Source organism: Shimazuella sp. NTD250, from assembly GCF_059510375.1.
In genome coordinates, this window is the sequence record NZ_JCAJZS010000001.1 from 477,837 (window position 1) to 493,897 (window position 16,061).

Below are 16,061 nucleotides of genomic sequence, written 5' to 3' on the forward strand. Positions count from 1 at the left end.
TAGGAAGGAGAATTTATGAAAAAAATTAGCTTAGCTTATCAAATTTTAATAGGTTTGGTGTTAGGAGTCATCATAGGCGCCGTCTTTTATGGTAACCCAAAAGTAGTTACCTACTTGCAGCCGATTGGTGATATTTTTCTTCATCTTATCAAAATGATTGTTATTCCTATTGTAGTATCTACACTGGTCGTTGGTGTAGCAGGAACAGGAAGCTTTAAAAAGTTAGGGAAATTAGGCGGAAAAACGCTTCTTTACTTTGAAATTATAACAACGGTAGCCATTTTAATTGGATTACTTGTTGCAAACGTTTTCCAACCAGGTCATGGTGTTCAGATGCAGCACTTACAAAAAAGTGATATTGGTTCATATGTATCAACAGCCAAAACACAAGAGAGCCATAGTTTTGTGGATACTCTCGTCAATATTGTACCCACCAATATCGTAGAATCCCTCGTAAAAGGCGATATGCTCGCTATCATTTTCTTTTCTATTATGCTAGGTCTTGGGATCGCTGCGATTGGAGAAAAAGGGAAACCCGTTTTGGCAATATTCCAAGGAATCTCGGAAGCAATGTTTTGGGTTACCAATCAGGTGATGAAGTTTGCCCCATTTGGTGTTTTTGCGCTCATTGGAGTTACGATATCGAAGTTTGGTATCCATTCCCTCATTCCGCTTGGCAAACTCGCGATAAGTGTATATGGGGCAATGATATTCTTTATCATCGTCATCTTCGGATTGGTAGCCAAAATGGTTGGAGTGAACATCTTTCATCTGATCCGGATTTTAAAAGACGAACTCATTCTCGCTTACTCTACCTCAAGTTCGGAAACCGTTCTCCCGAAAATCATGGAGAAGATGGAGAAGTTTGGCTGCTCTAAAACAGTGACTTCTTTTGTTATTCCGACGGGATATTCCTTTAATCTCGATGGTTCCACCCTTTATCAAGCATTAGCTGCACTGTTTATCGCACAAATGTATGGAATCGATATGCCCATCAGCAAACAGATTATGCTTGTACTTGTCTTGATGCTCACCTCAAAAGGAATCGCCGGTGTACCTGGGGTATCTTTCGTCGTCTTGCTGGCTACGCTCGGTTCTGTAGGAATCCCAATGGAAGGACTTGCCTTTATTGCAGGTATCGACCGGATTTTAGATATGGCTCGCACTGTTGTGAATGTCGTTGGAAACTCTCTTGCTACTGTTGTGATTTCCAAATGGGAAAAGCAGTATGATTCGGAAAAAGGGAAAGAATATCTGCAATCTTTAAAAAGTGCAGTGTAAAAAATTACAATTATTATTTTCGTGAATAGTACTCTATAATAAAAGCATAAGTAATAGGCTCGATTAGGTAGGTTACGTGAAGCCCGACGCTGATGCTGTGAAGAAACTCGATGAAGACCGATGTGAGTGCCCCAAACCCGGGTGTACCTGCCAAAGCGCGATTCCTAAACCTGGAATGACATGTTCGGACTGCAAGGATGGCTCCCACTTTAGCTTCGGAAAGCGACCGTACTAGTCGGGACTAGTGCTTGGGTGATCCGATCGGCAACGATCCGGATCACCCGCCCGCTATTATCCCTATATAGTAAAAGCATGGCAGATGCCATGCTTTTTTATCTTTCTATTAATATATTATTTTCTGTCCCGCGATAAGCCAGATACATGCGATAAGCCCTTCTCATTTCTTCTTTCATCCACTCTGGAAAAGGTTCATCTGCTAATTTTTTCATCTCTACCCAGCGAAAATCATCATGTTCAGGGCTTAATTCGATTTCTCCGATCGGATTACAACAAGCAAATTTCATGATAACCAAATGTTTTTCATCCATGATCTCATCATAGATATATGCTGGGGAAATTACTTTTATAGAGAGTCCGGTCTCTTCTTTCACTTCTCTTGCAAGCGCATCCATTATTTGCTCTCCTGGTTCTAAACCGCCACCAGGAAAATCCCAACCGTGTGATTGCCGATCTTTTCGTTCTTTTTTAGAACGAGTTAGGATCAGTACCTTATCTTGATCGAAAATAATCGCCTTTGGTGCAATCTTGACTGGCTTCTTCACTTTTTCACCTGCCTTTTAATTCAGACGGAAAAAGGTAGAACTTGCAGTTGCGATTATTTTACCCTGCTCATCTTTTACCTTGCTTTCCATCGTAATAATGGTCTTTCCTTTTTTCACAAACTTGGTATAAGCATAGAGCCAGCCTTCTTTTCCTGGTGAGAGAAAATGTACCTGCAAGTCAATAGTGACCGCGCTTGTCTCTAATCCCAGTGCTTGAACTGCTGTTGCTCCCATCGCTGTATCAATAAACGTCGCGGTAATACCACCATGCAAGATCTTATATCGATTTTTTAATTCATCTGTTACACACATCCGATGGATGTATGCATCTTCCTCTTCGTCATACTTCATAAATTGGAAATTCATCATTTCTTCAATATAAGCAAGGGGACTTACTCTTGTGCGTTTTAGAGCCTGGACTAATTTGTGAATGGTATTGATTTCTACTTCTGATAGATCTCGAATTTCAGCTTCTAGTTTCTCAAGTGTCATATTCATCGTCCTTCATCTTTGTCTCGTCTTTATTATAGTTTTTTTCCGTCCACTCTACACCCCATCTATAGATATGTTGTTTAATTTAGAATATATAAAATATTATTTTTAGAAATGGTGCAGAAATCTACATCCATCAAAAAAGGCATCCCCTCTAGAAGATACCCTAAATCAATCAAAGCCAAAATACTTTTTGCAGTTCATTTATTTGATTTATATATGAGATACCGATGGCCGCCGATGCTTGGAATCTCCGAGCATCGGCGGGTTGTGCACAGGGTGGTTCCCCACTTACTTTTCGTGGAGATCCTTATCGAGCGACGTCCGCGGCTGTGTCTGCTGACCGAGCGATGACTTCGTCACGCTCTCGTCGAACGAAGGCCGAGTCACCTGACGGGACACGAGCCTCTTCGCCGCCGGCTTCTTCCTCCTCGTGCCGCCGAAGAACGAGCGAAGAACGAAGTAGCCGATGCAGACGATGAAGAGGAGGACACCGATGAAGAGCAGCCAGTCGAGCCACTGCACTCCGGTGGAGGATGGTGCACAGCTCCCACCATCGAAGTCATCGAAGTCGATGCCTCCGCTCCCGTGGCGGCGCCTGCTCGCGAGCACCATCTGCATGGCGATCGAGTGAACCATGTTCTTCCCCTGTCACTAGGTTGCGTACTTCTAGTATAGCGATTTTCTCCTAGTAAAGATAGAACTAGGGGGAATGAAATGAAAATTTATGTACAAAAGAAAATTTAAATAATTTGAACATTCCATGAAATAACACAAATCTGGTATAATAAATAAAAAAAGTCGGCTCCCTCCCAAAAGTAAGGGTTTACGTCATGAATAACCTCTTTCTCGGTCCTGTTCTTGTTCTGATTGGACTGTACACCTATCTGCTCTTCTTCGATAAGCTTCTCCGTGCCGGCCGTCCTCAACCCTGGCACGTGACTGAAACAGAGAGGCGTTCGACAGATAAGCGTGTCCGTGTATACACGGTCTTGGGTTATAGCGGTATGACGATCACACCAATCGGTGTCACTCTGACGGTGCTGGGTCTCTCTCAACTTCTTGGGTAGCTCTGACTTCGGAGCTGGCAGTCGGTGGGTTCTCCTTCCAAATTGGAAAATACCACCGACCCACTTTCATACTCCTATTTCACTCTTTTTCCCCCTAATTTTCACGCCTTCTGCTATAATAATGCTTATTTCAAAAATGGAGCGATTAGCAGATATGCGTTTACGTAGAAACCCCAAAGCAATCGAGTTATTGACCACTCATTCCTTAAGTGTAACTGACTACGAAGATCAAAAAGGAAGCTGGAAGAAAATCTTCCAAAATCCCCATCCTATCTATGTCGAACTTGGTACTGGAAAAGGACAATTTTTAGCAAAAGCATCTACTGCGTATCCAGAGATCAACTGGATAGGTGTAGAAAAAATTCAAGAACCTCTCTTATTAGCAGCACGAAAAGGTGAAGAAACAGCAAATGAAAATGTCCGTTACTTATGGCTAGACATTGTGAAAATCCAAGAAGCATTTGCACCTGGAGAAATAGATCGGTTTTATCTTCATTTTAGTGATCCATGGCCAAAAACAAGACATTATAAACGCCGTTTGACTTACCGAGATTTTTTGGAAGTTTATAAAACACTTCTTTCTCCAACAGGTGACCTTATTTTAAAAACAGACAGCGATAATTTGTATGAGTTTTCCATAAACGAGCTTCAAGAAACCGGATGGAATGTCATCGAACAGAGCGACGATTTACATCATAGCCAGTGGGCAGAAACGAATATAACGACCGAATATGAGGAAAAGTTCGCAGGTCTTGGGATGCAGATTTATTATTTGAAGGCAGTTCCTAGCAGAAAAAACGCTAATGAATAAAGAAACCCAATTGAAAAAGTCCTCTGAAAAATCACCTCTCCACTATCAAGAATTGGTGATCGAATACATGGAATTTTTATTGGAAAAAGCAAAAAGAACAACAGAAACTATTGGTAATCCGGAAAAGTAGTTTTATCTCTTGTACTCCGAACCTATATCTTGTATAATATTTGCTTGTATGGCTCTAGAAATATCCCTCCTATGGGAAAATGAGGATAGCACGCAAACGATAGGTGAAGGGATCACCCTCACTGGTTCGCCCTATTGGATATAGGTACCTGCTCTTACCGCCGCTATCCGGATGAGTATGGTAAGCATAAGCGGATCAGCCCCTGTCATTTGCAGAAAAACGCAAATGAAAAGGAGTTTTACAATATGGCACGTTATACTGGCCCAACTTGGAAATTGAGCCGTCGTCTTGGCATTTCACTATCTGGAACGGGGAAAGAATTATCTCGTCGTCCATATGCTCCAGGACAACACGGCCCAAACCAACGTAAAAAATTAAGTGAGTACGGCATCCAGCTTCAAGAGAAACAAAAACTGCGTTTGATGTACGGTATGAACGAAAAGCAGTTCCGTAACTTGTTTGTTCGTTCTGGTAAGATTAAAGGGATTCACGGGGAAAACTTTATGAAGTTGCTCGAATCTCGTTTGGACAACCTTGTTTTCCGTCTTGGTCTTGCACGTACCCGTGCACAAGCTCGCCAATTGGTTGTACATGGTCATGTAACCGTTAATGGAAAAAAAGTCGACCGTCCAGCATACCATGTAGCACTTGGCGATGTAATCAGTCTTCGCGAAAAAAGCCGCAATTTAACTATTGTAAAAGACGCTTTAGAAGACCGTACGTTTACACCAGAATATGTTTCTTTTGATCCAAACAAACTAGAAGGTACTTTTACCCGTCTACCTGATCGTTCTGAATTACCAGCTGAAATCAACGAAACCCTTATCGTAGAGTTCTACTCTCGTTAATCGTTTCTTGCAAAAACTCCTCTTTTCGAGGAGTTTTTTTGTATAACAAAATAAATAATTCTCTTCTTGAAACAAGTAAAAGGTTTGTTTGGGAAAATTCTTGTGCATAATAATTAAATTGATCGAGACTTGTAAATAAATGTATTTTCCATCGACCAATAGGATCAACTTTGCTATAATATATTTGGCATACCTGAACGGAAGGAAATAAATGCCTTATCTCAGTCTTACAAGAGAGCAATATCAAAACTGGAGATACCCCACAATCAACACATTCAAAAGAATTCAACATAACATTGAGTGTGTACTCTGGGATTTTGATATTCCTATCGCTCACATGTTTGCTGGCTTGCCTGCTCCATCTGTTGCTCAGTTTCTAAGAGACTATCTATGGGAACGGCAACTGGATCAGGTAGAAGATCGAACAGACAATGATCCTCATGCCATTTATCGCAGGGAAAGAAGTTCTATAAGACCCATCGTGATACCTATTTTGAACTAGAAAAAAAGCTGACCGAAAAGGAATGTGAAGCAGCACGACTATCCAGACCCACACCTGACGCACAAGAAGTAATTGCTGCACTAGACAAAAAGGGAATCCAACAAGCAATCGCGACCAATAACTCTCCAAAAGCTGTAGGGATCTACTTGGAAGAAGCAGGTCTAACTCAATACTTCCATGGAGACATTTTTGGTCGAGAAGATCCTTACCCCGGATTTCTCAAGCCCAGTCCATTTATGCTTGTAAAAGCAATCGATCTGCTTGACGTATCTCCGGAAAGAACCCTGATGATCGGAGATTCGGTTACAGATTACCTAGCAGCTGAAAAAGCGAATGTCCGCTTCCTCGGCTTCACCTACACACCTGATAAATGTGCTTTGCTTCATGAAGCAGGCGCAGAAGTTGTAGTCAGCACATATAAACCTTGGCTGCAACTACTCGGTCATTAGACACACCTGTCCTGAAGGACTGCTCCAGCCCTCGATTGGGATCATTTTCCAAATGCGGGCTCCAAACATAAAATCAAAGAAAACCTCTCTATCCCTTCTTTTTCTCCCTTATCCACAAGATAATTCTTTTGACTACTTCTCTGCACACACGTCTTTACTTGTGATACAAACCATAATTCGCTGTTCATTTTCCGTTCATAAAGAAGCATTACAATAGAACCACATTAGGACGTTGGAGGGAAAAACGTGAAGCAAACAGATACACCCCCCAAATCAAAAACACAGTGGAAAAAGTTTTTGGATTTGGTTCAATTTCAGAAGTTACCAAAATCGTTAATTGCCCTTGTACTCGGATTATCTTTGCTTTCTACCATTGCTGGTCTTGTCGTGCCTTGGTTTACCAAAGATGCCGTAAACGTGATGACAGCTGGTTCTTTAACTATATCCACCGTGCTCCTGCTTGTTGGAGCTATCTTAATCCAAGCGGTGATGTCCAGCTTTGCTACTTATAATTTGGCCTATCTAGGTGGTTTGGTGGTTTCCAACCTACGGAAAAAGATTTGGGCGAAAACATTGACCTTACCTATTTCCTACTTTGACAAAAATCACTCTGGGGAAACCGTCAGTCGAATTAATAACGATACAACGATTGTTCGAGATCTGATCTCCAACCAATTAGTATCGATGTTTAGCGGAGTTGTGTCCTTAGTTGGCTCTCTATGTATCCTCTTTTATTTGGATTGGTCCATGACACTGGTGATGTTGATTGCGGTTCCGATCATTGTATTTGTTATGCGGCCTATTGGAATGAAAATGAGGGGAATATCCAAAGGAATCCAAGAAAAAACAGCAGTTTTCACCAGTTTACTAACCCAAGTAGTCTCGGAAATCCGCTTAGTAAAAGCGTATAGCGCTGAACCCGTAGAACGAAAACAAGGCGAAGAAGAGATCGATCGATTATTTCAATATGGTTTAAAAGAATCACGTTTAACCTCTATTTTGCAGCCATTATCAGGTCTTATTATGATGTCCATGCTGGTCCTCATCATCGGTTATGGCGGGATGCGAGTCGCATCTGGAGAACTAACAGCAGGGGAATTAGTTGCTTTTATTCTGTATCTCTTCCAAATTCTCATGCCTGTCACCATGATGACCCAGTTTTTTATAGGGCTGCAAAAAGCAATGGGAGCTACAGAACGCATCTCAGAAATCTTGGAATATGAAGGCGAAACAGATGCACAACATGAAAAAGCTATAGCGGTTAATCCACAGTTACCTATTACCATTGAAAATGTATCTTTTGCATATGAAGGCAAAGATACCATTCTCCACAATCTGAATTTCCAGATTGAACCGGGAAAAGTTACTGCCCTCGTGGGTCCCAGCGGAAGTGGGAAGACAACATTTTTTGCGTTGATGGAACGTTTTTATTCTCCAACCAGCGGTGTAATTCGCCTAGGAGACCATTCGATCCACGAATTCAGCCTTCGAGATTGGCGCACTGCCATCAGTTATGTTTCACAAGAAAGCCCGCTTCTCGCTGGGACAATCCGCGATAATATTTGTTACGCGATGTCAAGAGAAGTAACGGAAGAGGAATTACTCAGGGCAGCAAAGTTAGCCTATGCAGATGAGTTTATTTTGAACTTACCAGACGGATTTGAAACAGAAGTTGGAGAACGAGGAATGAAGCTTTCAGGCGGACAGCGGCAACGCATCGCTATTGCCAGAGCAATCTTACATGATCCAAAAATTTTGATGCTGGATGAAGCAACTTCTAACTTGGACTCCGCATCAGAGCAAGTGGTTCAAGAAGCACTGCAAAACTTAATGAAAGACCGGACAACACTTGTCATCGCTCACCGCTTATCCACAGTAGTGGACGCAGATAAAATTGTAATATTAGAAAAAGGAAAATTAACCGGAGCCGGCACCCATGAACAATTGCTACAGAGCAATAAACTCTATCAACAATTGGTTCAACAACAGTTTAAGGTGGAACTAGCAGGTTAATGAATACAAGAAGGTGCTTTATTGACAAAGGCGCCTTCTTTTTATGTATATCCATTTTTTTGTTGTTAAAAGCGCGACGCCCGACTACTCACTCTTCTTGAGTGAGCAGCCGGGCGCGAGACTAGTTGCCTAGCCTCAGTGCGTCAGCTTCATCACGTTGGCAAGGAAGTCAGGCTCAGGCACCCTGACGACCAACTCCAGGTCGTAGCCATCGCGCTTTGTCGTCTTGATGGTCGTGAGGCTGAGGACATCCTCCTCCTCGTAGTTCTTCACGACCGCGCCGCTGGAATTCACGATGTTGAGGTCGCTTCCTGCGGTGTACTCGAACGAGTTCTTGCAGTGGATCGCCACCTTACAGCGCTTGCCACCTTCTAGCGATCGAGAGTCATAGGTCATCTTTCCCTCGATGGCACCACAGATCTTCGACAGCGGGCTCTCTTCGGTGACCAGAGCAGACTTGTAGTCGCTGGAGGTGTCCACCGGTTCCCACTCGTTCGGGAACGAGTCCGTCACCTCTGTGACCAACTCAATCTTGTAGCCATCAATCGACAGCAGCTTGATGACATCAACGGTGACGAAGTCGGCTCCCTTGAACACCTTCACCATCTGTGTGTAGGGGTCCACGACGTGGAGATCGCTTCCCGCGATGTAGGTGAACTTGATCGGGGTGTAGATCCTCACACTGCGCCGGAAGACATTCTTCTTCGAAGAGATGTCCCGTTCCTTTTCGATCTCACCGAAGATGACAGACCGGTCATCGGAGTCGGCGGGATGGATGATGGAGTGAATGGAACCCATGAGGTCCTACTTCCTTGGTTGATTGCTGACACTTATTGTAAGCATACCATCTTGGTCATAGGAACACATTATCATTTTTCTATTTATTCATTTTCCTAGTCAAAAAAAGCCACCTTACAAAAGGTGACTTGGTGTTCATGATTAACCTAATTCCGCCAAGAAGTACTTCTTCTTCCCTCTGCGGATTACCAAAAATTTATCATCAATTGCTTTTAGGGTATTTACTAAAACGCTTGTGTCTGTTACTCTTTCATCGTTGACAGTCACTGCTCCATTTTGCATAAATTCTCGTGCTTCTCGTTTCGATTTTGCTGCTCCTACTTTTATCAAAACATCAACCAGTGGAATTTCGTTTTCTTGGATCAACGCAGATGGAACATCTTGAAAACCTTCCGCAATCTCAGAGCTACTTAGCGTACTCACTTTTCCTTGGAACAATGCATCAGTAATATTTTGGCTGCTTAAAAGTGCTTGTTCTCCATGGACGAGTTTTGTCATTTCTTCTGCTAATGCACGCTGTGCTTGGCGTTTTTCTGGTGCAGTTTTTACTGCCTCTGTCAATTCTTCGATTTGATCTTTGGTTAAAAAGGTAAAATATTTGAGGTATTTGATAACATCTGCGTCATCGGTATTTAACCAAAACTGATAGAATAAATATGGAGATGTCTTCTCTGGATCTAACCATACTGCTCCGCCTTCGGTCTTTCCAAACTTCGTGCCATCACTTTTGGTGACCAATGGAATGGTCAGACCAAACAAATCATCTGATTTGCTTCCAGTTTTGCGGATTAACTCTGTGCCAGCAGTGATATTTCCCCACTGATCACTGCCACCAACTTGAAGCTCGCATCCATATCGACGATGTAATTCTAAGTAATCGAATGCTTGCAAAATCATGTAGCTAAACTCTGTAAAAGAAATTCCTTTTTCAAGTCGTGAATTCACCGATTCTTTTGCTAACATGTAATTGAGCGGGAAATGCTTCCCTATATCTCGTAAGAATGGAATCAATTCTAACTCACCCAGCCAATCGTAATTGTTCACCAATAGAGCTGGATTTTCTGTCATCTCAAAATCAAGGAATCGAGACAGTTGTGAGCGAATGCTATCAGAGTAACTCTGTACGACTTCTTTGGTGTTCAATGTCCGCTCTGATGCTTTACCACTTGGATCTCCAATGAGTCCCGTTCCACCGCCCACTAATGCAATCGACTGATGCCCATACTGCTGAAAACGGCGGAGCGTGAGAATAGGAAGCAAATGTCCAATATGCAAACTATCTGCTGTAGGATCAAATCCGGCGTATAAGATGATAGGTTTTTGCTCTAGTCGTTGGTCCAGTTTCTCTTGATCGGTAGTTTGATAGATCAATCCTCTGTAAGCTAAATCTTCTAGTAAACGCATTGTTAAGTTCACTCCTTGTGAAAGATTACTTCCTAATTTCAGCAGGTACTTGTTGCTGTTTTTGCTTCTCAGCAAATAGCTCTGTAATAGGAATTGCTTCACCGCGTTTATATTTTTTGGTGAGCAATAATTTGGATAACGCATCTGCAAGTGTTACTTTTTTTGGGTCTGACAACTGTATCACACTCCTTTTTGGGAGATTTTCAGTGAAGTAACCAAGCCATACAAGTGGAGAATATAAAAAAACTCCATCCCTAAAAAGGGACGGAGCTATGCCCGCGGTACCACCCTTGTTGAAAACCAAAAGTTCTCCACTCGAATAAGATATAACGGGTCTCCCGTGCGTTTAAACGCAAAGCTTCCTAAGTGTAATTTGATCCGATGTGTTCGACTGGTTCGCACCTAACAAAACGAAAAACATTTTGTTTTCCACCAGCTCTCTGAACGATACAAACATGGGACTACTCGCTTAGTTCAACACTTATTGTTTTCAAATTATGATATAATATTACCTTATCGCCAGGGAGGTATCAAGGTGAATCTACAAAAATGGATAAAGAAACCCCATGTAGACACCAGTCAAATTGTACGTTGGAGTATACGAACAGTAATTACTATTGTAATCCTTACATTGACAATAGCAGCAATTGTGATTGGTGCAGGGGCTGGTATCGTCTCTGCTGTTGTAAAAGATGAGAAAGTTCGAACCAAGCAAGACTTTGACAAAGAACTAAACAATTTATTTCAAACCAGTTATGCTTACTTCCAAAACACAGATAAAAAGGGAAAGCCAGTAGCAATTGGGGCACTGCGTTTTGATAATGATCGAGGTATGATCAAAAAAGTCAGTGATGTAACTCCTTATTTGGTCAATGCATTCATCTCTGTAGAAGATAGAGATTTCTATACGCACAAAGGAGTTGTTCCTCGATCTATCATCCGTGCCGCTTTCCAACAAGCCGTTGGCAGTGAGGTCACTACTGGCGGTAGTACACTAACTCAGCAATTGGTCAAAAATATCGTACTAAAAAACCGAAAAAAAGATATTGAACGAAAAGCGAATGAAATTGTTTTAGCGCTTCGCATGGAACAGATGTATAGCAAAGATGAAATTCTCGTCTACTATATGAACAGCGTCTTTTTTGGGAAAGGTGCAAACGGCCGGAAGATGTATGGTGTTCAAGCCGCTGCAAAAGGACTTTTTAACAAAACTCCGAAAGAGCTCAATCTCGCTCAAGCTGCATACATAGCTGGTATGGTTCAACGACCAAATGCATTGAATCCGCTTGATGAAGATCCAAAAAATTATAAGCGTGGCATGAAACGATTAAAGCTAGTATTAACCGAAATGCTTCAAAATAAAAAAATCACCAAAACACAATACGATGAAGCCATTCATTTCAACATCAAAAAATCACTCGCCAAACCTTCTGATTTTGATAATGGTTATGAGAAATACCCATTCATCATGTTTGCAATGGAAGATGAAGCAGCAGAGACTTTGATGGAAATGGATAACCTCAACATAGAACAACTCAGCAAAGAAGGGAAATATCGTTCTACTTTAGAGGAATATAAAAAGAAAGCTGTTACTGGAGGTTATCGCTTCTATACAACGATTGATGAAGGACTCTATAATGCCGTTAATAAAGCAGCAACAAAAGGACTGGAATTCAACAATCGTAAGTATGGTGGAAAAGAAACACATGAACAGCTCGGGGCAACCATTATCAATAACAAAACCGGTGCTGTCTTAGCGTTTGTTTCGGGAACAGAGTCGTTTGATGATAACCAAAAAGATCACGCTCTGCAAGTACAAAGACAGCCAGGCTCTTCCATCAAACCGCTGCTTGTTTATGGGCCAGCGATTGAAGAAGGAGTCGTATCGCCTCACTCGCAAATACTCGATGAACCTATTATGAAAAGTGACGGTTCTGGCTATTACAAAAATGCAAATGGAAGTTATAAGGGATTTGTAACCGTTCAAGATGCATTAAAATGGTCCTATAACATTCCTGCTATCAAAACATTTAACGCCTTAGGACATCAAAAAGGATTTAATTACTTGAAGGAATTAAATCTACCTCCTTCTCCTAAAGACGGAGAAGCCGCAGCTATCGGCGGGGCAACAAATGGTTACACCGTGGAAAAAATGACTGCTGCCTTCTCTACTTTTGCAAATGAAGGCTTGTACAACAAACCTTATATGATTTCTAAAGTAACAGATGCTGATGGAAAAGTGTTATTTGAAAGAAAGCAAAATTCAAGACGAGTCTTCTCACCGCAAACAGCTTATCAAATGACGGGCATCTTAAAAACGGTTCTCAGTGGAACGGCAGCTTACATCGGAGCACAGATTCCTTCAGGTTATGAAGTAGCAGGCAAAACAGGTACCACTTCAGATGAAAAAGATTTATGGTTTATAGGATATACTCCTGAAGTAACAATCGGGGTATGGAGTGGTTACGACTATAACTTCCCTATGGATTCAAATGATAAGTTTTCTAAAAAAGCATGGATCAACATTTTTAATGCTGCAATTGAACAAGCAGCGGATATCATTCCGAGAGGAACAGATTTCGTTAACCCTGGGGATATAGGGCCAGAAAAATGCGGATTTGAATGTGACAAAAAGAAAAGTTATGAGGATGCAAATAAATCAAAAGGAAAAGCGAAAGAGAAAAAGAAAAATGATCACAAATCATCCGAATCTACTAAACCATCTACTCCTTCCACTCCTCCGCCAAGCAAAGATGAAGATGATGGCGATAAGCCTCCCAACTCAGATGGTGGCAGTTCAGGTGATGGATCAAACGGAGGAGATTCGAACGGCGGTTCCTCAAATGGTTCTAATGGAGGATCAACCACTAATAATGGGGGATCATCCAACGGTAGCAGTAATGGTAGTGAGACTAGTAATAACAACGGTGGTTCAAGTAATTCGGGTGGTTCTCCAACAGATGGAGGAAACAACTCCCCTGTGATAAATAATTAAAAAGCCCCTTATACGGGCTTTTCTTCTTGGGTATATTTACCTTCGCGAAGAAAACATTGTCACAAGAAATCTATAAACTTATTTCAAACCTGCTGTGTTATAATTCGTACATATGAGGAGGGAAATCGGAGAAATGCAAGAGCAAAATAATATACCGGTGAACACCAAGAAAAAGCGGAGTAAAAAGAAAATCATCTTGGTTACACTTTATGTAATAGTAACCCTCGTTTTAGTTGCGGCAGTTGCAATTTTTGGCGTTGGGTCTGGAATTGTGTCAGCGTACACAAAAAGCGAAAAAATCCGTACCAAGAAAGATTTTGATGAAGACTTACATGGTTGGTCAGAAACAAGCTATGCTTATTTTCGAGATGCCACTACAGGACAACCCAAACTAATCGGTGCGATGCACAATGAAAAAGACCGTGTACTCGTTCGTAAATTGTCAGATGTGGATCAAAATTTGTTAGATGCTATATTGTCTACCGAAGACAGACAATTTTACTCTCACAATGGGATTGTACCAAGTTCCATCTTACGAGCAGTCATGCAGCAAGTAACCGGTAGTGAAGTAACAACAGGTGGTAGTACCTTAACACAACAATTGGTCAAAAACGAAATATTAGGAGACAGACACAAATCCTTAGAGCGCAAAGCATTAGAAATTGTAAATGCCTTGAGACTAGAAAAGTATTATTCAAAAGAAGACATTTTTGTGAGTTATCTTAACAGTGTTTATTTTGGCAAAGGTGCAAATGGTAAACACATGTATGGAGCAATGGCAGCTGCCCGCGGACTTTTTAACAAAGACATCAAAGACTTGACCCTTCCAGAAGCAGCTTACATTGCTGGAATGTGTCAACGTCCTAATGCATACAATCCCTTTTCTACAAATGATGAAAAGAAACAAAAACAAAATATCAAACTTGGTAAAAAACGCATGAAGCTCGTGCTTGACAACATGGTAGTCAACGGGAAAATTACCGCTCAACAACGAGATGAAGCTGCTAAATATGACATCACGAAATCATTTGCCAAACCAAGTGATTTTAAAAATGCTTATGCAACCTATCCTTTTGTCATTTCTGCCATTGAAAGTGAAGCGATCAAAGACTTGCAAGAAATGGATAAAAAATATCATCCTGACGAAGCAAAAGAAAGATCTTATAAGTATTACAGCGATAAAGTGCGCGTTGGGGGATTAAAAATCTACTCTACAGTGGACCAAGCACTTTACGATAATATGAATAAATCGGTAAAAAATCTTGATTTTCCTCGTCGTAAAATCAATGGAAAGTTGATTCGAGAACAAATTGGCGCTGTGATGATAGAAAACAAGTCAGGAAATGTGCTTTCCTTCTTTTCTGGTACAGACTTTGATGAAAACCAAAAGGACCATGCTTTTGATGCTCAGAACCAACCAGGCTCCTCTATGAAGCCACTCTTATCATATGGACCTGCCATTAACGAAGGTGTTATCTCACCGAATTCGATTATCGTCGACGAACCGATAAAGAAAGAATACAGCTCTCAATATTATAAAAACGACGGCGGAAATTTCCATGGTGCAGTAACTGCTACAAAAGCATTGCAGTTCTCATACAATATTCCTGCAATCAAGGTTTTCCGGGCAACCGAAGACAAATTAGGCGGCAGACAAAAAGTCTTTGATTATATACGTGCAATTGGAATGCCTCCAAATGAAAAAGATGGAGAAGCACTTGTACTCGGTGGAGCTACATACGGGTATACAGTGGAACAAATGACTGGTGGATATTCCATGATTGCAAACGGAGGAAAATTCAATAAGCCGCACTTAATTTCTAAAATTACGGACTCGCAAGGAAATGTTATTTATGACTATGCAAAAGAAAATGCACCAAAAGAAGTATTTACACCACAGACTGCTTATCAATTGACAGGGATGTTAAAACAAGTAGTAAGAAATGGTACAGCAGAAGGATTTATTGGACAAATATCTGGATATAATATCGCTGGTAAAACAGGGACAACATCCAGCCAATATGATCTATGGTTTGTTGGATACACTCCTGAAGTATCTATGGGTGTTTGGTCTGGTTATGATTACAACAAAAAGGGTGACCATGATTTAGCAAAAACAGCATGGGTGAAACTGTTTAAAGCAGCAGCATCTACTAATCCAACGCTGATACCAAAAGGGACTGATTTCCAAGACCCTGGCGGCTCGTCCGATGATAAGTGCTTTGAATGTAATCGCCAAGCTCCTGATACCTCTAATTCCAATAACGGACAACAGACACAAGGGCAACAACAAGAACAGCAGCAGCAACCAAGTACCAATGCAGGTGCCGACACACAGTCAAATACGAATGCTGGGCAATCCGATACCACTAATAACAATCAATCAACACAAAATCAAAATGGTATTCTCCCTGGCACGATTGATAAACGTAAAGAAAATTAATCATTCATCGAAAAACCCGCTTCTTCTCTATTGGAAGAGCGGG

At 41.4% G+C, this 16,061-nt stretch carries 15 protein-coding genes and 1 other annotated feature; of the genes, 9 read left to right on the forward strand and 6 right to left on the reverse strand.

Going from position 1 to position 16,061, the window contains the following annotated elements:
- Nucleotides 1-15 precede the first annotated feature (15 nt).
- Nucleotides 16-1,281: a cation:dicarboxylate symporter family transporter gene (locus AC5WOF_RS02530; RefSeq protein ID WP_496048379.1), complete on the forward strand. Its 1,266-nt coding sequence runs from the start codon at nt 16-18 to the stop codon at nt 1,279-1,281.
- A gap of 332 nt (nt 1,282-1,613) precedes the next feature.
- Here the strand turns inward: AC5WOF_RS02530 and AC5WOF_RS02535 are convergent, their stop codons facing one another.
- The 3 genes from AC5WOF_RS02535 to AC5WOF_RS02545 all read right to left on the reverse strand — a co-directional run bounded on the left by AC5WOF_RS02535 (nt 1,614) and on the right by AC5WOF_RS02545 (nt 3,194).
- Nucleotides 1,614-2,063: an NUDIX hydrolase gene (locus tag AC5WOF_RS02535; protein ID WP_496048380.1), complete on the reverse strand. Its 450-nt coding sequence runs from the start codon at nt 2,061-2,063 to the stop codon at nt 1,614-1,616.
- 15 nt (nt 2,064-2,078) lie between these two features.
- Nucleotides 2,079-2,561: a PaaI family thioesterase gene (locus AC5WOF_RS02540; protein WP_496048381.1), complete on the reverse strand. Its 483-nt coding sequence runs from the start codon at nt 2,559-2,561 to the stop codon at nt 2,079-2,081.
- A 285-nt stretch (nt 2,562-2,846) separates the two neighbouring features.
- Nucleotides 2,847-3,194: a hypothetical protein gene (locus AC5WOF_RS02545; RefSeq protein ID WP_496048382.1), complete on the reverse strand. Its 348-nt coding sequence runs from the start codon at nt 3,192-3,194 to the stop codon at nt 2,847-2,849.
- 585 nt (nt 3,195-3,779) lie between these two features.
- On the opposite strand from AC5WOF_RS02545, the gene trmB reads away from it, so the two are divergent.
- The 6 genes from trmB to AC5WOF_RS02575 all read left to right on the forward strand — a co-directional run bounded on the left by trmB (nt 3,780) and on the right by AC5WOF_RS02575 (nt 8,378).
- Nucleotides 3,780-4,436: a tRNA (guanosine(46)-N7)-methyltransferase TrmB gene (gene trmB, locus AC5WOF_RS02550; RefSeq protein ID WP_496048383.1), complete on the forward strand. Its 657-nt coding sequence runs from the start codon at nt 3,780-3,782 to the stop codon at nt 4,434-4,436.
- Entirely contained in the window at nt 4,429-4,566 is a 138-nt protein-coding gene (locus tag AC5WOF_RS02555; RefSeq protein WP_496048384.1) for a hypothetical protein, read from the forward strand. Before trmB ends, AC5WOF_RS02555 begins: the two co-directional genes overlap by 8 nt.
- Nucleotides 4,567-4,811: 245 nt before the next feature.
- The gene (gene rpsD / locus AC5WOF_RS02560; RefSeq protein ID WP_496048385.1) at nt 4,812-5,414 is read left to right on the forward strand and encodes a 30S ribosomal protein S4; all 603 of its coding nucleotides are present in this window, start codon (nt 4,812-4,814) and stop codon (nt 5,412-5,414) included.
- A 211-nt stretch (nt 5,415-5,625) separates the two neighbouring features.
- Nucleotides 5,626-5,916, forward strand: coding sequence for a hypothetical protein (locus AC5WOF_RS02565; protein WP_496048386.1), 291 nt, complete (start codon nt 5,626-5,628; stop codon nt 5,914-5,916).
- Between the two features lie 8 nt (nt 5,917-5,924).
- Nucleotides 5,925-6,365 carry an HAD family hydrolase gene (locus AC5WOF_RS02570; RefSeq protein ID WP_496048815.1) on the forward strand — a complete coding sequence of 147 codons (441 nt, stop codon included), beginning with the start codon at nt 5,925-5,927 and terminating at the stop codon, nt 6,363-6,365.
- A 246-nt stretch (nt 6,366-6,611) separates the two neighbouring features.
- Nucleotides 6,612-8,378 carry an ABC transporter ATP-binding protein gene (locus AC5WOF_RS02575; RefSeq protein WP_496048387.1) on the forward strand — a complete coding sequence of 589 codons (1,767 nt, stop codon included), beginning with the start codon at nt 6,612-6,614 and terminating at the stop codon, nt 8,376-8,378.
- Nucleotides 8,379-8,513: 135 nt separating this feature from the next.
- On the opposite strand, the gene AC5WOF_RS02580 is transcribed toward AC5WOF_RS02575, so the two are convergent.
- The 3 genes from AC5WOF_RS02580 to AC5WOF_RS02590 all read right to left on the reverse strand — a co-directional run bounded on the left by AC5WOF_RS02580 (nt 8,514) and on the right by AC5WOF_RS02590 (nt 10,755).
- Nucleotides 8,514-9,176, reverse strand: coding sequence for a hypothetical protein (locus tag AC5WOF_RS02580; protein ID WP_496048388.1), 663 nt, complete (start codon nt 9,174-9,176; stop codon nt 8,514-8,516).
- 141 nt (nt 9,177-9,317) lie between these two features.
- A complete protein-coding gene (gene tyrS / locus AC5WOF_RS02585) occupies nt 9,318-10,580 on the reverse strand; it encodes a tyrosine--tRNA ligase (RefSeq protein ID WP_496048389.1) in 1,263 nt (420 codons plus the stop codon).
- A gap of 25 nt (nt 10,581-10,605) precedes the next feature.
- On the reverse strand, nt 10,606-10,755 hold the full coding sequence (locus AC5WOF_RS02590; RefSeq protein WP_496048390.1) for a hypothetical protein: 150 nt from the start codon (nt 10,753-10,755) through the stop codon (nt 10,606-10,608).
- An 82-nt stretch (nt 10,756-10,837) separates the two neighbouring features.
- Nucleotides 10,838-11,067 (reverse strand) — a binding site (T-box leader).
- A gap of 48 nt (nt 11,068-11,115) precedes the next feature.
- Between AC5WOF_RS02590 and AC5WOF_RS02595 the strand changes: the two genes are divergently transcribed.
- Both AC5WOF_RS02595 and AC5WOF_RS02600 read left to right on the forward strand, forming a co-directional pair.
- A complete protein-coding gene (locus AC5WOF_RS02595; protein ID WP_496048391.1) occupies nt 11,116-13,575 on the forward strand; it encodes a transglycosylase domain-containing protein in 2,460 nt (819 codons plus the stop codon).
- 133 nt (nt 13,576-13,708) lie between these two features.
- Nucleotides 13,709-16,018: a transglycosylase domain-containing protein gene (locus tag AC5WOF_RS02600; protein ID WP_496048392.1), complete on the forward strand. Its 2,310-nt coding sequence runs from the start codon at nt 13,709-13,711 to the stop codon at nt 16,016-16,018.
- The last annotated feature ends 43 nt before the right edge of the window (nt 16,019-16,061 follow it).